Source organism: Rubrilithobacter danxiaensis (genome assembly GCF_047272945.1).
Lineage (GTDB): Bacteria > Bacteroidota > Bacteroidia > Sphingobacteriales > Sphingobacteriaceae > Rubrolithibacter > Rubrolithibacter danxiaensis.
In genome coordinates this window covers 271,996-288,149 of record NZ_JBKOPS010000003.1, presented here as the reverse complement: position 1 = coordinate 288,149, position 16,154 = coordinate 271,996, and the positions used below count along the sequence as shown (strand labels likewise).

Sequence of the window (16,154 nt, the reverse complement as noted above, 5' to 3'; positions counted from 1 at the left end):
AAAGTTTTTGGTTGATTGTTTGTCACAAGGCCTGCTGGTTTCAGCAGGCCTTGATTTTTTTATAAGGTATCCGCTGCTGAGTCGGCAGGAGAATTGAATGTTGAGTCAATTGCATCCGATACGGAATCTCTTACAGAATCGATAGAATCAGAAGTGGATTCATGTGACATATTGGAGCTGCAGGCAGAAGCAGCCAAAGAAACTGCAAATGCTAAAAAAAAGATTTTAAATAATTTTTTCATGATGAAGGATTAATTGGTTCAATAATCTTTAATACTGGCGGATTAAGAAAAGTAACCCTAAATAAAAAAGCTGCTCCGGAATACCGAAGCAGCTTTTTATGATGCTTAATAAAATTATTGAGCAGCAGCAGTATCAGTAGCAGCTGAATCAGTAGTAGCAGCAGCAGAATCAACAGTAGTAGCAGCTGAATCAGTTGTCATAACAGAAGAATCTGCACTTACTGAAGTTGAATCAGAAGCGCTTTCTGATTTGTTAGAGTTACATGCAGCAACTGATAAAGAAATAGCTAAAGCTACGAATGCGAATTTGAATGTCTTTTTCATGTTTTTGTAATAAAGTAATTAATAAGTTTATTCATTAATACCAGTGTAGTAAAAAGGTAACCCCAGTATTTTAAAAAAAATAAAAAACCGCTCCTATAAGGTAGCGGTCTGGGTTAAGCAAGCTTAAATTAGTTATTGAATACTATCATTTCCGGTAGCACCTAAAGTATCGGTACTTGTAGAATCAAGTGCAGCAGGCTGTGTGTCTGATCCTCCATCATTACCTGATTTATTGGAACTACATGCCGATAACGCAAGTGAAAAGATAAGTGTAAGAAAACCGTATTTTAATTTGTTTTTCATAGCAATAGGATTTAGTAGATGTGTGTGTTTTAATACCTTTGTGGCTTCAAAAGTAACCCTGTTATCAACAAAAATGATTGGAAAAAATATTTTACCTATCATTGGGTTACAATTTAAATATTACTGTATTAAATAGTGAGCAGGGAGATAAAAAGGTCAGTTCCAACAGATAACGAGATAATTTTAGGAGTCCTCAACAGCTCAAAAGATATTCTTGAAAAGGTGTACAAAGCATATTTTCCGATGGTTTTGCAATTAGTGCTTACCAATAACGGGGATGATGACGATGCCAAGGATATTTTTCAGGAAACTGTAATTGTTCTTTATAATAAGATTAAAAGTGGAAATTTTGAACTTAACAGCAAGCTTAAAACTTTCATTTATTCGGTAAGCAAACGTTTATGGCTTAAGAAACTAAGTTTGAAAGGCCGTAATACAGCAAAGATTGAAGATTTTGAAGATGTAATCGCAGTTGAAGATGACCTGGAGCAGCATACAGAGAGAGACCGGCAGTATAAACAGATGGAGCAGGCCTTAACCCAACTGGGCGAACCTTGTAAAACCATTATAGAAGATTTTTATATTCATCACAATTCAATGCAGGAGATTTGTGAGAAGTTTGGTTATACGAATGCAGATAATGCGAAAAACCAGAAATATAAATGCCTGCAGCGCTTGAAGAAATTATTCTTCCAGTCAATTTAACTATTTGTCAAGTGAAAATGGAATTGTTAGAACGGATTGAAGCTTATTTAAGAGGTGAAATGTCAGAAAGGGAACGGGCGGAGTTTGAACAGCAACGCCGGTCGGATTTTGAACTGGATCACATGGTGATATCTCACATGAATTTTCTTAAGCAATTGGAAGAAGCAGGTGAAATGCGCCAGCTTTCTTCCCGTATGAATGAAATTCACAGTTCTTTAGATATTGACGCTTTAAAGAAAGAAATTCTTCCTCAGCCATCGGTTATAAAAACGCTTTGGAACAAATACAGAATGAATGCTGCAGTTGCAGCTTCCGTAGCTATTATTGCAGTGTTGGCTACCATGCTTACCACGGGTTTTTTCTCTAAGAATAACGCAAATAATTCTAATTACAGTGCGCTCAGAAGAGAGATTAACAAGATCAAAAAATCGCAGCATGCCTTAATAAATAATATCAAGGAGGATAATAATTTACCTCCGTCTGACCCGGGTGAGTTTGGAGCTACAGGATTTGCGCTTTCTGAAAACGGATATGTAGTAACTAATTTTCATGTTATAAAAGGAGCAGATTCAGTGTATGTGCAGGATACGAAAGGCCGGTCTTATAAAGTAAAGCTGATTCATCAGAATCCAGCATATGATATTGCGGTACTGCAAATTATTGATCCCGATTTTAAATCGTTGAACACGTTACCCTATACTTTTAAAAAGAATATCACTGATTTGGGAGAGCGTGTTTATACCATGGGCTTTCCTAAAGATAATCCGGTATACGGCGAAGGTTATTTAAGTTCAAGCACCGGATATGCTAACGATACGTTAGCCTACCAGGTATCAATTCCTGTTAATCCGGGTAATAGCGGTGGTCCGTTATTAGATTCAAAAGGAAATATTATCGGGGTTATTACGGGCAAGCAAATGCAGTCTGACGGGGTGGCTTTTGCTACCAAATCTGATTATCTTTTAAAAGCAATAGAGGAAATTCCTGAAGATTCATTAGATCAAAAACTGGTTCTTAATAAAAGAAATAATGGCCTGAACGGATTAAAACGCACCGATCAGATTAAAAAGCTCCAGAATTATATCTTTATGGTAAAGGTATATTAAGATATACAATTGGTTAACTTGATGGAGGAGCCTTGATTTCAAGGCTTTTTCTTTTTTTATCTGTCCAGTTCGCCCAAAACAATATCAATCGAGCCAATGATGGCGATAAGATCAGCTATTAATACTCCTCTTGATATTTCTGAAATTACCTGCAGGTTGTTAAAACTGGGCGCCCGGCATTTTACCCTTTTGGGAATTTCTGTTTTTCCGTCACAAATAAAATAGAAGCCTAATTCTCCTTTTGGGTTTTCAGCTCGCATATAAAAATCCTGCGCTTTGGGAATAATCTTTTTAGGTAATTTTGCTCTTGGATCAAAATCAGGTGTGCGCTTTAATTCCTTTTGCAAACGATCAAGACATTGTTCAATAATCTTAACAGATTGGTCTATTTCATCCACGCGGACTTTAAACCTGTCCCAGCAATCTCCAACAGCACCCATTTCCCCTTTTCCTACCGGGATGTCAAATTCTAATTCGGGATATACAGAATACTCATCAACACGTCTTAAATCCCATTTTAATCCGGATCCTCGCAACATGGGTCCTGAACATCCGTAGCTAATAGCAACATCAAGCGGCAAAATTCCAACTTTGGCAGTTCTTGAAATGAAGATCTGATTATCAGTAAGCAGTTCGTTCAGTTCGCCCATTTTGGGTTTAAAGTAATCAATAAACTCTTTGCATCTTTCTTCAAAGCCAACCGGAAGGTCATAAAAAATTCCCCCAACCCAAATATAATTATAAAGCATCCGTGCTCCTGAAGCCCATTCCAGCATGTTCATTATATGTTCGCGGTCCCGGAAACACCACAAAAAGGGGGTAAAGGCTCCTATATCAATTCCGTAAGTGCCAAGAGCTATTAAATGAGAGCCAATACGGTTTAACTCGCATACCAATACACGGATATATTCGACTCTCTTAGGAATGTCTTTATCTATTCCAAGCATTCGCTCTACGCCCATAACCCAGGCGTGGCTGCTGTTCATTGATGCAAGATAATCCAGGCGGTCAACAAAAGGGATGGTTTGCTGATAGGTAAGGTGCTCGGCATGTTTTTCAAAACAACGGTGCAGATAACCTACATGCGGAAAAACTTCTTTTACGATTTCGCCGTCTGTTATCAGTTCCAGCCGCAGTACTCCGTGTGTTGAAGGGTGTTGAGGCCCCATATTCAGGATCATTTCTTCTGATCCGAGTTCCTGCATTCTCTCCTGATAGCGTGTTACTGCGTTGTTTGTCATTATTGGCGTGTACAATTATTAATATTCAACTTTTATCCCTTTATAATATTCCGGATTGGTATAATCTTTTCGTAAGGGATAACCTACCCAGTCATCGGGCAGAAGAATCCTTCTCAAGTCGGGATGATTTTCAAAAAAGATACCTACAAGGTCATAGGCTTCCCGTTCGTGCCACTCTGCAGTACGCCACACAGCAGAAACACTTGGCAGCAGGGGTAAATTTTCAGGATCGCGGTTGTTTTCTACATATACCTTGAGCGTTAAAGACAATTTATAAGGAATTGAAGTAAGGTTATACACTACAGCGAATTTATTTTCCTGTACGCCCATATCAACAGCCGTAATACAGGCAAGAAAATCGAAATAAGTAGTGCTGTTATCTCTCAACTCCATACAGACTTTGTCAATGGAGGAGGCTTCAATAATCAGAGCTGGCTGTAATCCTGCTTTTTCTTCTCCGATAATAATTTCGGCGCCAAATTTATTTAGTAAAAGTGCTTGTATCTCTTCAAAAGTCATGGTTATGGAGCTAAACGAACAATTTTCCAGCTATTCTTACCAGTGCTGCGATAAACAATCCGATCATGCAGCCGATTGGTACCCCCCTGCCAGAATTCAATAACCTGTGGTTTCAAAATATAACCTCCCCAATGGGCTGGCTTCGGAATTTCTTTGTCTTTATATTCTGATTCAAGCTCCTGTAATCGCTTTTCGAGGATTTCTTTACTTTTGATCTCCTGGCTTTGGGGAGAAGCAATTGCCCCGATCTGGCTTCCAATTGGGCGAGAATGAAAGTACCTTACAGATTCTTCTTTGCTTAATTTTTCGATCGTTCCTTCAATACGCACCTGTCTTTCAAGTTCTTTCCAGAAGAATACAGTGGATGCTACCGGATTCTTTGCAATTTCCCGTCCTTTTCTGCTCAAATAATTCGTGTAGAAAATAAAGCCCTTTTCATCAAAACCCTTTAACAGCAATACTCTTGCCGATGGTTTTCCATCAGGTGTTGCAGTTGCAAGAACCATAGCGTTGGGCTCGTATATTCCTGAATCCATCGCATGGTTAAACCACTTCGAAAACTGCCTGATGGGGTTAGGATCAGCCTCTTTTTTTGAAAGTTTTGCTGACCTGTATTCCTGTCGCAGGCTTTCTATTTTTTCTTTATCTGTAAGCATATATTAATTTGATGCAAACTTACTAATAAACAGCCTTTTTATCATTTATAACTGCTAAATCATGTCTTTAAAAAGACGAAATCATAAATACTAATAGTATATAAGGTAAATTGTAAGTTAAAACATAATAAATAAACCGCTTGTTAAAGCAATATGTTAAGTAACTCAAATCCACAAATAGGAAGTCTCCTGTTGTCAGAGCCGTTCATGCTCGATCCGAATTTTAAAAGATCGGTTGTTTTGCTTACTGAGCACAATGAGCAGGGTACGATTGGCTACGTTCTGAATCATCGTAGTGACTATATATTGAAAGATGTTGTTTCAGATTTTGGCGAAGCAGAATTTACGGTCTATATCGGAGGGCCTGTAGCTAACGATACCTTGCACTTTATACATCGCTGTTACGACAGGATGAATAGTGGTACTGAGATCAGTAATGGTATTTACTGGGGTGGTAATTTTGAAACGCTCAAGCTGCTTATTGAAAATAGAATGGTTACTGAAGATGAAATAAAGTTTTTTGTTGGATATTCAGGTTGGGGAGATAGTCAATTGCAGGATGAACTTGAACAGAATTCCTGGCTTGTTACCAATACCTTTAATACCTCTTATGTATTTGTAAATGATGACGAAAATCTTTGGAAAGACGTTGTATTAGGCTTAGGACCCAAATACGCTCACATCGCCAATTTTCCGGAGAATCCCCTCTGGAATTAGCCTTTCAGCTTTTGGCTCTAAGTTCTCTGCTCTTAGTTTTTAACTCTTTCCAACTCTTCTGCACTTTCCTCAATTTTCTTTTTAAGGCTTTCTTTGTAACTAATCAGTTTTTCAGCTATTGCGTCATTTGCTGTTCCTAATATCTGAGCCGCTAACAAACCTGCATTTTTTGCTGCATTTAAGGCCACTGTAGCAACCGGAATCCCGTTAGGCATTTGTAAAATAGAAAGAATAGAATCCCAGCCATCAATAGAATTTGAAGATTTAACCGGTACGCCAATAACCGGTAAGTGTGTAATTGAAGCCACCATCCCGGGTAAATGTGCCGCTCCGCCTGCTCCGGCAATAATTACTTTTAATCCCTTTTCGGCAGCAGTTTTTGCGTAGTTGAACATTCTTTCAGGAGTTCGGTGGGCTGATACAACTGTAAGCTCGTAACCGATTCCGAGTTCATTTAAAATATCCGCAGCGTCCTGCATAACCGGCAGGTCTGATTTGCTACCCATTATAATTCCTACCTGTATTTCTGACTGGTTCATCATATTATGCTTCTGCTGTAAGGGTTTGTTGAATTATTCTTGCTTTTTCAATGGCCTTTTCCCTGATATCATCTAAAATGGTTACATGTCCCATTTTCCGGAATGGTTTGGTAAATTTTTTGCCGTAAAGATGCACGTACACTCCGTCCATTTTTAAAGCTTCATCCAGACCTTTATAAACCGCCAATCCTTCATGTCCTTTTTCACCTAATAAGTTAACCATAACCGCATTGCTGATACAACGCGTATCGCCCAGAGGCAGGTTAAATATTGCTCTTAAATGCTGCTCAAACTGCGATGTATAGTTGCCTTCAATACTATGATGTCCGCTGTTGTGAGGGCGTGGTGCTAACTCGTTAACTAAGATTCTTCCGTCTTTCGTAAGAAACATTTCAACAGCAAGCACGCCTACTATGCGTAACTCCTGGGCTATTTTTATAGCCAGCTGTTCGGCGTTTTGTAGGAGTTCCAACGGAAGTGTTGACGGAGAAATAAGAAATTCGACCAGGTTTGCCTGCGGATTAAACTCCATTTCAACACAAGGAAAAGCTTTAACTTCCTCATTCTCATTTCGTGCAACGATTACTGCTATTTCTTTTTCAAAGTCTATCCACTCTTCCACCAGGCTTGGCGCTTCAAATGCGTTTTCTAAATCATCTTCAGAAACGATTTTGTACACCCCTTTTCCATCATAACCATCCTTTCTTAACTTCTGAATGTATGGAAAAGGAATAGCCGCATTTTTTAGTGTTTGTTTATTGGATATAAGCTGAAATGGCGCAGTAGGGATGTTATTTTGTTTGAAAAATTCTTTCTGTAAGCCTTTGTCCTGTATAATTCGGATTACGCGTGGCTGCGGATATATTGTCAGGCCTTCATCTTCCAGCTTTTGCAGGGCTTCAACATTTACTTTCTCTATTTCTATTGTAAGCAGGTCAACTGTTTTTCCAAAATTGTAAACAGTGGCAAAATCAGTAAGTGAACCGACGGTAAAATCATCGCACAGATTTTTACACGGGGCATTAGGATCTGGATCCAGAACACGTGCATTAATGTTGTAATTTATTCCTTCCTGGATCAGCATTCGCCCTAATTGCCCTCCTCCAAGAATACCTAAACGCAGGTCGCCGTAAAATGCTTTCATCGATGCAAGTTTAATCCAAATCTTTTATAAATGCTATAACAGATGCTACGAATTGATAAGGCTTTCTCCTTCAATCTTTTTTTGCAGCTCGAGTATTCCTCCAATCAATGCTTCAGGCCTGGGCGGGCATCCTTGTACATAAATATCTACCGGAATAATCCTGTCTACTCCTTTTACTACGTGATAGCCGTGTTCCCAGTAAGGGCCGCCGCAATTGGAACACGACCCCATAGAAATTACGTATTTAGGGTCGGGCATTTGTTCGTACAACCTTTTAATCCGTTCGGCCATTTTAAAGGTAACGGTGCCGGCAATAATTATCACGTCCGACTGTCTGGGTGAAGGTCTTGGAAATACGCCGAAGCGGTCGAAATCATAAGTAGATGCATACGAGCCCATCATTTCAATGGCACAGCAGGCAATTCCAAAGCTCATAGGCCACAAAGATGATAGCCGGGACCAGTTTAAAAGATCATCCAGCTTGGTTACCATTATATTGCCGTTTGGCGACGATTTCTCCAGGCTCATTTCTCTACGTAGTTTTTCTCATTAATGGTTTAAATGCCGGCCGGACAACAGCAGCGGGTTGAACTGTTTCTTTTTTATTTATACTGTCAGCATCTTCTTTTTCTACGGAAAAAGGTTTAACAACGTAAGTTTCAGTATTTATTCGTTCGTAAATACTTAGAGGAATTAACGAATCGGCAGCAGCAGGTTTTTTTTGCTGAGGTCTTATCCATTCCAAATCCCCTTTTCTCCAAACATAAACCAGTCCAAGAAGCAGTATACCTACAAAAATAAACATTTCAGCTAATGTAAACCAGCCCCACCGGCTATCAGCGGCAAGTAACACACTTTGCCCGAAAACTGTTGACCAGGGAAAAATGAAAACCATTTCCACATCAAACAACAAAAAGACCAGGGCAATTACATAAAACCGCGAATTGAATTGCAACCATGAATTTCCGCTTGGATCTTCTCCGCATTCGTACGTGGTTAATTTTTCCGGATTAGGCTTTCTGGGAGCAATAAGGCGTCCCACAAAAAACGTTACTAAAACCAGGAGGATTCCCATGATAAGGAAAATAAAGATCTTTCCGAATTCGGTTAGTTGAGATGCTTCCTGCATCCGGCAAAAATACTAAAAATTAGAGAAGCCTATTTAAGCTGTAAAGGAAGAAATTAAGAAAAATTGCTTTATTACATTCTTGTGGTTATTTTGCTTTAATAAACAAACTTGCTTTTTTTCAAGTGAAGCGCCCATGATAAAAAATAGAACACGTACTTACGGTATCTGTAAATTCCTGCTAATTTTGCCGCTTATATTAATTTTATTTTCTTCTTGCCGGTCTAAAAAAATTATAACAGATGCCTCAAAGTTCAGAAATGTGAAATTAAAAGGCAGCCTTAAAGAGCGTTATTCTTCTATTTTGGAAGTTTCAGAAAGAGAAATTAAAAACCAGAAACTATATAAATTTATTGATGAATGGATGGGAGTACCATATGCATCAGGAGAAATGAATAAAAAAGGTGTTGACTGTTCTGGATTTACCTGTATGCTGCAAAAAGAGATTTACGGAAAAAATCTTCCCCGTACTTCCCGTCAGATGGCTGAGAACTTAAAGCGAAAATATGAAGGAAAGCTACAGGAAGGAGATCTGGTCTTTTTTGATTTTAACGGACAGAAATATAGCCATGTAGGAGTTTATCTGATGAATAATAAGTTTGTTCATGCTTCAACCAGCAGGGGTATTATAATCAGCGATTTGAAAGATCCGTGGTATTATAAATACTTTTCGAGGGGAGGAAGTGCTAGGGATTAAAAAGTTATAAATGAAACAATATCTGGTTATTGCATATGACTTTCCGGATGCAATAGAACGGCGGCTTGAAGTACGACCTCAGCATTTTGAAGAAGTTAGAAAGATGAAAGCAAAAAATAATTTTGTAAAAGGCGGAGCAATATTGGATGAAGAAGAAAAAATGATAGGCTCTGTAATGCTTTTGCAATTTGAAAACGAACACGAGTTAAACAACTGGAAAGAAAATGAGCCGTATATAAAATATAAAGTTTGGGAAAGAATAGAAGTAAAACCTTTTAAAGTAGCTGAAATTTAGGGAAGGTATTTCAACAGATCGTCATTATTTAAAATAAGATAAGCGTAAACAGTGGTTAAAATAAGAAGAAATTCATACAAGATTTTATACAGGAGATACGGATGGCGGGTGAAGTACATTATGATGCTCGCTTGCGTTGTAGCTGTAACCTTATTTCTACCCAGGCAGGCACGTTTCAGGTATGAATATGAAAAAGGGCAGATATGGATGAATAAAGACCTGATATCTCCGTACAGTTTTGGTATTCAAAAAACATATTCAGAGATACAGAAGGATAGGGAGGAGGTTTTAAAGTCGGTTCTTCCCGTTTATAAAAATGATACAAAAGTTCCTGCCGCAGAATACGAATCGTTTGCAGCCGGCTTTGATATCAGGTGGAAAAATGCACAAGAGCCCGAAGAACGTAAGGAAATATATAAACAAACCGGACTGAACATTCTGAAGGAAGTTTTTGAACGAGGTGTAATAGCTTACAGTAAGAAATTTCAACGAAATTCATCTCAATACAATTTTACACTTTTAACAGATAATGTTGCCCGAACATTAAATACGCTGGATGTTTTTACCTACGACGAGGCTCTTGATTTTGCAAAGAAGCAAGTCGACTCAAACAAAGACATTAAAAATAAAGAGTGGCTGAATGATGTGCTGGAAGATCATATTAAGCAGAACTATATTTACGACGAACGTTTAACAGACAAACTCGAGCAAAGTGCTTTGAATAATCTTTCTACCACCCGCGGGATGGTACAAAAAGGGGAATTAATAGTAGCAAACGGTACAATAGTAACTCCGGAAGTCTATCAGAAACTTGAATCATTACGGAAAGCTTACGAGAAAGATGCGAACATTTTAGGCGAAAGAAAGCAGGTTTTTTTAGGGCAGCTGCTTTTAGTAGCACTGGTCGTGATACTTTTAATGGTATTTCTGTATTTATTTAGAAAGGATATTTTTCAGGATGACAGGAAGATCAGCCTTATCTTATTGATAATTACAGGAATGCTGATTGTGCTTTCCTGGGCTATACGCCTTAAAATTCCCAGCCTGTATTACATTCCTTATTGTATTGTTCCAATTATCATCCGGATTTTATTTGATACCCGGCTTGCTTTAAATATTCACTTGCTGGTGGTAATGGTGGCAGGTTTTTTTGTGCCAAATAGTTTTGAGTTTGCATTTCTTCAGGTTACCTCTGGTATGGTGGCGATTTACAGTATTAAAAATCTGATTAGAAGAGAGCAATTTTTAACATCTGCGCTCATGATTCTTACCAATTATTTAATAGCTTTTTTAGGAATATCATTAATCCGAAATGGAGCTCTGGATAAAGTAGAATGGATCAATTTTGTGCCTTTTATCTTTAGTGTGCTGCTTTCGCTATTAGCTTATCCTCTTATTTATGCTTTTGAAAGGTTATTCGGCATAACCTCCGAAGTAACGTTAATGGAAATAACAAATACCAACTCCAGGCTGTTGCGGGAACTTTCCTATAATGCTCCGGGAACTTTTCAGCACTCCTTACAGGTAGCTAATCTGGCAGAAGCGGCTATATTTAAAATAGGTGGAAATGCTTTAATGGTAAGGGCAGGAGCTTTGTACCATGACATCGGTAAAATGGAGAAGCCTCAGTATTTTATTGAGAATCAGAATAAGGGAGTCAACCCGCACGATTTTCTTTCTTATGAAGAAAGTGCAAAAATTATAATATCACATGTAACCAAGGGTGCGGAAATTGCAAAGAAAAATCACCTGCCGGATATGATTATTGATTTTATACGTACACATCATGGCACAACCAGGCTTGATTATTTTTACCAGTCCTTTCTGAAAAATTTCCCCGAAAAGATTGTTGACGAAAATGTTTTCCGTTATCCCGGTCCTATCCCTTCATCAAAAGAAACGGGTGTTTTAATGCTGGCCGACTCCGTCGAAGCAGCCTCCCGAAGCCTTAAGGAGCCTGATGCTCAAAGTATTAATAATCTGGTTGACAGAATAGTTAGCTATAAATTAGAACAGGGGCAGTTAAAGGACAGTAACATTACATTGAAAGACCTGGAAACCATAAAATCAATTTTTAAAAGTATGCTGATGGGTATTTATCACGTTAGGATTGATTATAAAGTTTAAAATCTAAAATATTTTTTGAAGAGCTTGTTTAATTTCTATATTTGCAGTCCTTAAAAAAGGGAAGGAGAGGTGCCTGAGAGGCCGAAAGGAACAGTTTGCTAAACTGTCGTACTGGCAACGGTACCGCGGGTTCGAATCCCGCCCTCTCCGCCAGCTTTTGTGAATGTTAGGTTTACAGCAGTTGCAAAAAAAGATACCGATCGGGGTGTAGCGTAGCCCGGTATCGCGCCACATTTGGGATGTGGAGGTCGTAGGTTCGAATCCTGCCACCCCGACTAGTCAGAGCGATTCTGATTTAATAATTTCAAAAAAGATACCGATCGGGGTGTAGCGTAGCCCGGTATCGCGCCACATTTGGGATGTGGAGGTCGTAGGTTCGAATCCTGCCACCCCGACTTTACGAGTACTAAACTCAGTTGAAGCCTCTTAAATCGTATGGTTTAAGAGGCCTTTTTATTAAATTATTGTAATGATAAAGATTTAGAAAGAGAGTTTGTAGGCGTTTTATGGAAGTGTTTTTATTTGCCTATTTCAATATAAGCTTACCTTTCATCACAGAATGGATACTGCAGTAATAATTTGAATTTTCTGTTACCGCCATTTTCCAGGATTCCCCTTCGGCAATTGGACCTGAAGTCCATGCTTTCGTATCTGCTTCTGTTATATCGTGTGCCATCATATCCCTGTTTATCCAAACTACAGTATCTCCCTTATTCACAGTCAGGTTGGCCGGTGTAAATTTCATATCCTTAATTTCTACAGTATGTACTGCAGGCTTGCTTGATGAGGAGTTGCACGAATTGAATATTAGTGTCACACCTGAAAGGAAAAGGAAAATACTCCTTATTAGTACCTCTCTCATTTACTTACAGTTTTTTGCACCATTTGAGCATGTGAAAGGTGCGTTTTTAATGCAGGCACTACCCTTTGTAATAATTCTTTTAATTCTGCATTCTCGGTAGAAGGAATTAATAGTCCTTCTACAGCGTCAATCACAGCCTTATGGTAAGCAACTTCGTTATCAATGTAAGCTTTATTAAAAGCCTCTCCTGATTTCGAATGCAACATTTTCTTTGTTTTTTCTGCCTCAGACAATAGCTTTTTACTTACGTCATTGTCTTTAGGAGTTACCTTTAATTTAGTTACCAGGGCTAGCGCCTTTGCAATTACGGCTTTATGATCATTGGCCATTGTTTCTGCAAATCGCAGGACTTCCGCATCTTTTGATTTTTCTTTCGCAATTGCTGCATAGTCAATGTCAATCTGATTCGCTGTAACAGCAACAGAAGCAATTTCAGGATCAGATAGTTTAGGGCTTTGCGAAAATACAGGTAATGCAAGTGTTACACATACCATTGCAATTAGTACGACTGGGATGCATCTTTTAATAGTTTTCATTTTTCTTTTTTTTAAGGATTTATTTATCAGAGTTAATACTAATTAGAGAGGCTGGCTTCAAAAAGGGTTACAAATTATGTTTCTTTGTTTTGAGTTTTTAATTCATTCAATTCAGAGAATTAAAATGCTCATATTCAATTTTTAGTGAACCGGAATAAATGCCGTTTTCAGGTTATTTTATTCGCTCTGATGTTTAGAAACTTGAATGACATATATTTAATCTCCCTGGTAGTTTTAGAAACTAAATAAATCACAAAAGGGTGGAAGAATATCAGTATTCGAAAGCGATTGTTGCTGATAACAAGTCAGCGGTTAATTTTATTTTTCGTGATATTACCAGGAGCTGCTTGGTTCTGCCAGATCTGCCTTAACAGAAGAAGTTAGCGGGAAGTTATGTCAAAACAATAACGTTAATGGGATATGTTTAATTGAAATAAATCAAATTATGAAACTATTGATAAAAAAGTGCCTGATAGTCCTTATTTGCATTGCCAATTTATCGGCACAGGGGCAAAGTAAGATAAAAAAAGCCCTGTTTATTATTGCAGACGGTATATCTGCCGATGCCCTTGAAAAAGCCAATACTCCCAATATTGATAAAATCGTTAAGCAAGGGAGTTATTTAAGGGCTTATGTAGGAGGCGGAAAAGGAGAATATTCTCAAACTCCTACCATTTCCGCGGTTGGATATAATAGTTTATTAACCGGAACATGGGTTAACAAACATAATGTCTGGGATAATGATATTAAGGCACCGAACTATAATTACTGGACTATATTTCGCTTTTTAAAGAATCAATATCCGGAGAAGAAAACAGCTGTGTTTTCAAGCTGGACAGATAACAGGACTAAATTAATTGGCGAAGGGCTTTCGCAAACAGGCAATATACAAATGGATTATAAATACGATGGATATGAGTTGGATACGATAAACTTTCCCCATGATAAAGAATGGGATTTCATGCATCGGATAGATGAAAAAGTAGTAGACATGGCGTCAAAAACGATAAAGGATAATGGGCCGGATCTTTCGTGGGTTTACCTGGAATATACGGACGATATGGGACATATGTATGGAGATAGTCCGCAGTTTTATAGCGCTATTGAAAAAATGGATAAGCAGGTGGGCCGCATCTGGGATGCTATTACCGACCGCCAGAAGAAAAACAACGAAGACTGGCTGATTTTCATTACCACTGATCACGGCAGAGATGAAAAAAACGGACGGGGGCATGGAGGACAATCGCTACGGCAACGATCTACCTGGATAGCCACTAATTACCCGCATTTGAACAAATTTGCGGCCTGTAATAAACCCGGTATTGTTGATATTATGCCTTCAATTGCTCGTTTTATGAACGTCTCAATTCCTTCTCAAAGCCAAAAAGAGTTGGATGGTATCCCCATAATAGGACTTGTTTCTGTTTCTGAACCGGAACTTATTTATATAAACGGCACGATAGATGTAAGCTGGAAAGCGCTGGATTCTATTGGTAAAGTCAAAATATGGATGGCGCCTTCAAACAAGTTTAAAGAAGGAGGGAGGGATGAATATTATTTAATGAAAGAAGTGCCTGTAATTCAGCAAAGTGCTTTAATTGACGTTAAAGAATATCCTTCTTCTTTTTACAAGATTGTAATTGAGGGTCCTCATAATAGTATCAATAAGTGGATTATGCTGAAGGAGGATGCTACAGAAGTAAAATAATATGGCGTGTATACACTCTTATAACCGCCTTTGCTTTTTGCGTGTAAAATTCAAATACTGCCTGAGCTTCTGCGTTTACACGGGATCGCTTTGGCAGCTATATTAATGAAATAGCTTGTTGTTCCTGATTTAACATCAGTGCTTGTAGATTTTAGAAGTCACAAGCTGTTCGGAGTGCCCGTAAAATTTTCGACGCCTCGTCTATTTTCTAACCTTTAATAGTAATTTTTTCGTAAAATGGAGTTAATTTAAGTAACATTTCCTTTTATAAAACCGAGTTTAAATAAAAATACTTGTATTGCTTAAATTTGTAACGAAAATAGTTTTGAATTGTATTTAATATAAAAGTATTATAATGGAAAAGGAAGCGATTTTAGTTATTGGGGCTAACGGACAAATTGGAACTGCTTTATATCCTAAACTTCAGGAGGTTTATGGAGCAGAAAATGTGGTGGCTTCGGATTTAAGGAGTTCCTTTGAAGGGAATGGACAATTTGAGCAGTTAGATGCAACTGATTTCCAGTCTCTTTCTAAGATTGTCAGTAAATATAAAGTAACTCAAATCTATCATCTGGCAGCAGTTTTATCAGCTAAAGCGGAAGCTGATCCCATTTGGGCCTGGAACCTGAATATTCAAACTCTGTTAAATATACTGGAGGCAGGAAAGCAATTCAAACTGAAGAAATTATTTATTCCAAGTTCCATCGCAGTTTTTGGCGAAAACGCACCGGCAGAAAATACTCCCCAGATTACATACCTCGATCCTTCCACAGTGTATGGCATTAGTAAGGTTGCAACCGAAAATTGGATGCATTATTATTATAGCCGTTTTAATGTGGACGTCCGTTCACTCCGATATCCCGGAGTTATCAGCTACCAGTCTATGCCCGGCGGTGGCACTACCGATTATGCCGTAGATATGTATCACAAAGCTACTTCTAACGAGAAATATACTTGTTTTTTAAGTCCGGATACCCGACTTCCAATGATTTATATTGACGATGTTTTGCGGGCAACTTTAGAGCTGATGGAAGCACCGGCAGAAAAAATAAAAGTACGTTCGTCCTATAATCTTGCTGGCCTTAGTTTTACACCTGCAGAGCTATATGAATCTCTTAAGAGTTATTATCCGGATTTCAGTTGTGAATATGCTCCGGACTTTCGTCAGGATATTGCTGCTTCCTGGCCAAAAACAATTGACGATTCTTCTGCCCGTCAAGATTGGGGTTGGGAACCTGAATTCAACCTGGAAAAAATGACACGTGATATGGTGAAGCATCTGTCTGCTATTCCTTCCCTCAAATGAG

At 38.4% G+C, this 16,154-nt stretch carries 20 protein-coding genes and 3 tRNA genes; 11 read left to right on the top strand and 12 right to left on the bottom strand.

The annotated features are described in order from the left end of the window. Positions 1 to 59 precede the first annotated feature (59 nt). From ACLCDL_RS05270 to ACLCDL_RS05260, 3 genes are all read right to left on the bottom strand, one after another. Positions 60 to 242 (bottom strand): hypothetical protein, encoded by a 183-nt coding sequence (locus tag ACLCDL_RS05270; protein ID WP_423147225.1) that lies wholly within the window; start codon positions 240 to 242, stop codon positions 60 to 62. 114 nt (positions 243 to 356) lie between these two features. After that, positions 357 to 566 (bottom strand): hypothetical protein, encoded by a 210-nt coding sequence (locus ACLCDL_RS05265; RefSeq protein WP_423147224.1) that lies wholly within the window; start codon positions 564 to 566, stop codon positions 357 to 359. 132 nt (positions 567 to 698) lie between these two features. Beyond that, positions 699 to 869: a hypothetical protein gene (locus ACLCDL_RS05260; RefSeq protein WP_423147223.1), complete on the bottom strand. Its 171-nt coding sequence runs from the start codon at positions 867 to 869 to the stop codon at positions 699 to 701. 135 nt (positions 870 to 1,004) lie between these two features. On the opposite strand from ACLCDL_RS05260, the gene ACLCDL_RS05255 reads away from it, so the two are divergent. Together ACLCDL_RS05255 and ACLCDL_RS05250 are read left to right on the top strand one after the other, a co-directional pair. Further along, positions 1,005 to 1,574 carry an RNA polymerase sigma factor gene (locus ACLCDL_RS05255; RefSeq protein ID WP_423147222.1) on the top strand — a complete coding sequence of 190 codons (570 nt, stop codon included), beginning with the start codon at positions 1,005 to 1,007 and terminating at the stop codon, positions 1,572 to 1,574. Between the two features lie 17 nt (positions 1,575 to 1,591). Then, on the top strand, positions 1,592 to 2,680 hold the full coding sequence (locus tag ACLCDL_RS05250; protein WP_423147345.1) for a trypsin-like peptidase domain-containing protein: 1,089 nt from the start codon (positions 1,592 to 1,594) through the stop codon (positions 2,678 to 2,680). Positions 2,681 to 2,736: 56 nt separating this feature from the next. On the opposite strand, the gene ACLCDL_RS05245 is transcribed toward ACLCDL_RS05250, so the two are convergent. From ACLCDL_RS05245 to pdxH, 3 genes are read right to left on the bottom strand one after another with little or no spacing between them, the layout of a single operon-like run. Further along, entirely contained in the window at positions 2,737 to 3,921 is a 1,185-nt protein-coding gene (locus ACLCDL_RS05245; RefSeq protein ID WP_423147221.1) for an NADH-quinone oxidoreductase subunit D, read from the bottom strand. Positions 3,922 to 3,939: 18 nt separating this feature from the next. Beyond that, on the bottom strand, positions 3,940 to 4,440 hold the full coding sequence (locus ACLCDL_RS05240; RefSeq protein WP_423147220.1) for an NADH-quinone oxidoreductase subunit C: 501 nt from the start codon (positions 4,438 to 4,440) through the stop codon (positions 3,940 to 3,942). Positions 4,441 to 4,442: 2 nt separating this feature from the next. Beyond that, positions 4,443 to 5,096: a pyridoxamine 5'-phosphate oxidase gene (pdxH, locus tag ACLCDL_RS05235; protein ID WP_423147219.1), complete on the bottom strand. Its 654-nt coding sequence runs from the start codon at positions 5,094 to 5,096 to the stop codon at positions 4,443 to 4,445. Between the two features lie 153 nt (positions 5,097 to 5,249). Between pdxH and ACLCDL_RS05230 the strand changes: the two genes are divergently transcribed. Then, positions 5,250 to 5,813, top strand: a complete 564-nt coding sequence (locus ACLCDL_RS05230; protein ID WP_423147218.1) for a YqgE/AlgH family protein — start codon at positions 5,250 to 5,252, stop codon at positions 5,811 to 5,813. A 32-nt stretch (positions 5,814 to 5,845) separates the two neighbouring features. Here ACLCDL_RS05230 and purE read toward each other — a convergent pair whose 3' ends face one another. Genes purE through ACLCDL_RS05210 form a run of 4 tightly spaced genes read right to left on the bottom strand, consistent with a single transcriptional unit; the run spans position 5,846 to position 8,625 of the window. After that, on the bottom strand, positions 5,846 to 6,355 hold the full coding sequence (gene purE / locus ACLCDL_RS05225; RefSeq protein ID WP_423147217.1) for a 5-(carboxyamino)imidazole ribonucleotide mutase: 510 nt from the start codon (positions 6,353 to 6,355) through the stop codon (positions 5,846 to 5,848). Between the two features lies 1 nt (position 6,356). After that, complete coding sequence (locus ACLCDL_RS05220; protein ID WP_423147216.1) at positions 6,357 to 7,496, bottom strand: 5-(carboxyamino)imidazole ribonucleotide synthase; 1,140 nt, start codon at positions 7,494 to 7,496, stop codon at positions 6,357 to 6,359. Between the two features lie 45 nt (positions 7,497 to 7,541). Next, entirely contained in the window at positions 7,542 to 8,024 is a 483-nt protein-coding gene (locus tag ACLCDL_RS05215) for an NADH-quinone oxidoreductase subunit B (protein ID WP_423147215.1), read from the bottom strand. A 4-nt stretch (positions 8,025 to 8,028) separates the two neighbouring features. Continuing rightward, positions 8,029 to 8,625 carry an NADH-quinone oxidoreductase subunit A gene (locus ACLCDL_RS05210; RefSeq protein WP_423147214.1) on the bottom strand — a complete coding sequence of 199 codons (597 nt, stop codon included), beginning with the start codon at positions 8,623 to 8,625 and terminating at the stop codon, positions 8,029 to 8,031. A 133-nt stretch (positions 8,626 to 8,758) separates the two neighbouring features. On the opposite strand from ACLCDL_RS05210, the gene ACLCDL_RS05205 reads away from it, so the two are divergent. From ACLCDL_RS05205 to ACLCDL_RS05180, 6 genes are all read left to right on the top strand, one after another. Beyond that, positions 8,759 to 9,319 carry a C40 family peptidase gene (locus tag ACLCDL_RS05205; RefSeq protein WP_423147213.1) on the top strand — a complete coding sequence of 187 codons (561 nt, stop codon included), beginning with the start codon at positions 8,759 to 8,761 and terminating at the stop codon, positions 9,317 to 9,319. A 10-nt stretch (positions 9,320 to 9,329) separates the two neighbouring features. Continuing rightward, complete coding sequence (locus tag ACLCDL_RS05200) at positions 9,330 to 9,614, top strand: YciI family protein (RefSeq protein WP_423147212.1); 285 nt, start codon at positions 9,330 to 9,332, stop codon at positions 9,612 to 9,614. 123 nt (positions 9,615 to 9,737) lie between these two features. Next, the gene (locus tag ACLCDL_RS05195; RefSeq protein WP_423147344.1) at positions 9,738 to 11,741 is read left to right on the top strand and encodes an HD family phosphohydrolase; all 2,004 of its coding nucleotides are present in this window, start codon (positions 9,738 to 9,740) and stop codon (positions 11,739 to 11,741) included. Positions 11,742 to 11,804: 63 nt separating this feature from the next. After that, positions 11,805 to 11,894, top strand: a tRNA-Ser gene (locus tag ACLCDL_RS05190). A gap of 48 nt (positions 11,895 to 11,942) precedes the next feature. Further along, a tRNA-Pro gene (locus tag ACLCDL_RS05185) sits at positions 11,943 to 12,016 on the top strand. 46 nt (positions 12,017 to 12,062) lie between these two features. Next, positions 12,063 to 12,136: transfer RNA gene (locus ACLCDL_RS05180), tRNA-Pro, on the top strand. A 131-nt stretch (positions 12,137 to 12,267) separates the two neighbouring features. Here ACLCDL_RS05180 and ACLCDL_RS05175 read toward each other — a convergent pair. Further along, a complete protein-coding gene (locus ACLCDL_RS05175) occupies positions 12,268 to 12,603 on the bottom strand; it encodes a plastocyanin/azurin family copper-binding protein (protein WP_423147211.1) in 336 nt (111 codons plus the stop codon). Further along, positions 12,600 to 13,139: a DUF4142 domain-containing protein gene (locus ACLCDL_RS05170; protein ID WP_423147210.1), complete on the bottom strand. Its 540-nt coding sequence runs from the start codon at positions 13,137 to 13,139 to the stop codon at positions 12,600 to 12,602. The genes ACLCDL_RS05175 and ACLCDL_RS05170 overlap by 4 nt, the downstream gene beginning before the upstream one ends. A 445-nt stretch (positions 13,140 to 13,584) precedes the next feature. Between ACLCDL_RS05170 and ACLCDL_RS05165 the strand changes: the two genes are divergently transcribed. Next, the gene (locus ACLCDL_RS05165; RefSeq protein ID WP_423147209.1) at positions 13,585 to 14,847 is read left to right on the top strand and encodes an alkaline phosphatase family protein; all 1,263 of its coding nucleotides are present in this window, start codon (positions 13,585 to 13,587) and stop codon (positions 14,845 to 14,847) included. Positions 14,848 to 15,202: 355 nt separating this feature from the next. After that, positions 15,203 to 16,153, top strand: a complete 951-nt coding sequence (locus ACLCDL_RS05160; RefSeq protein ID WP_423147208.1) for an NAD-dependent epimerase/dehydratase family protein — start codon at positions 15,203 to 15,205, stop codon at positions 16,151 to 16,153. The last annotated feature ends 1 nt before the right edge of the window (position 16,154 follow it).

Bases quoted from the DNA above. Each gene is read 5' to 3' on its own strand.
- ACLCDL_RS05270 (WP_423147225.1), bottom strand. From the start codon at position 242: ATGAAAAAATTATTTAAAATCTTTTTTTTAGCATTTGCAGTTTCTTTG.
- ACLCDL_RS05265 (WP_423147224.1), bottom strand. From the start codon at position 566: ATGAAAAAGACATTCAAATTCGCATTCGTAGCTTTAGCTATTTCTTTA.
- ACLCDL_RS05260 (WP_423147223.1), bottom strand. From the start codon at position 869: ATGAAAAACAAATTAAAATACGGTTTTCTTACACTTATCTTTTCACTT.
- ACLCDL_RS05250 (WP_423147345.1), top strand. From the start codon at position 1,592: ATGGAATTGTTAGAACGGATTGAAGCTTATTTAAGAGGTGAAATGTCA.
- ACLCDL_RS05245 (WP_423147221.1), bottom strand. From the start codon at position 3,921: ATGACAAACAACGCAGTAACACGCTATCAGGAGAGAATGCAGGAACTC.
- ACLCDL_RS05240 (WP_423147220.1), bottom strand. From the start codon at position 4,440: ATGACTTTTGAAGAGATACAAGCACTTTTACTAAATAAATTTGGCGCC.
- pdxH (WP_423147219.1), bottom strand. From the start codon at position 5,096: ATGCTTACAGATAAAGAAAAAATAGAAAGCCTGCGACAGGAATACAGG.
- ACLCDL_RS05230 (WP_423147218.1), top strand. From the start codon at position 5,250: ATGTTAAGTAACTCAAATCCACAAATAGGAAGTCTCCTGTTGTCAGAG.
- purE (WP_423147217.1), bottom strand. From the start codon at position 6,355: ATGATGAACCAGTCAGAAATACAGGTAGGAATTATAATGGGTAGCAAA.
- ACLCDL_RS05220 (WP_423147216.1), bottom strand. From the start codon at position 7,496: ATGAAAGCATTTTACGGCGACCTGCGTTTAGGTATTCTTGGAGGAGGG.
- ACLCDL_RS05215 (WP_423147215.1), bottom strand. From the start codon at position 8,024: ATGAGCCTGGAGAAATCGTCGCCAAACGGCAATATAATGGTAACCAAG.
- ACLCDL_RS05210 (WP_423147214.1), bottom strand. From the start codon at position 8,625: ATGCAGGAAGCATCTCAACTAACCGAATTCGGAAAGATCTTTATTTTC.
- ACLCDL_RS05205 (WP_423147213.1), top strand. From the start codon at position 8,759: ATGATAAAAAATAGAACACGTACTTACGGTATCTGTAAATTCCTGCTA.
- ACLCDL_RS05200 (WP_423147212.1), top strand. From the start codon at position 9,330: ATGAAACAATATCTGGTTATTGCATATGACTTTCCGGATGCAATAGAA.
- ACLCDL_RS05195 (WP_423147344.1), top strand. From the start codon at position 9,738: ATGCTCGCTTGCGTTGTAGCTGTAACCTTATTTCTACCCAGGCAGGCA.
- ACLCDL_RS05175 (WP_423147211.1), bottom strand. From the start codon at position 12,603: ATGAGAGAGGTACTAATAAGGAGTATTTTCCTTTTCCTTTCAGGTGTG.
- ACLCDL_RS05170 (WP_423147210.1), bottom strand. From the start codon at position 13,139: ATGAAAACTATTAAAAGATGCATCCCAGTCGTACTAATTGCAATGGTA.
- ACLCDL_RS05165 (WP_423147209.1), top strand. From the start codon at position 13,585: ATGAAACTATTGATAAAAAAGTGCCTGATAGTCCTTATTTGCATTGCC.
- ACLCDL_RS05160 (WP_423147208.1), top strand. From the start codon at position 15,203: ATGGAAAAGGAAGCGATTTTAGTTATTGGGGCTAACGGACAAATTGGA.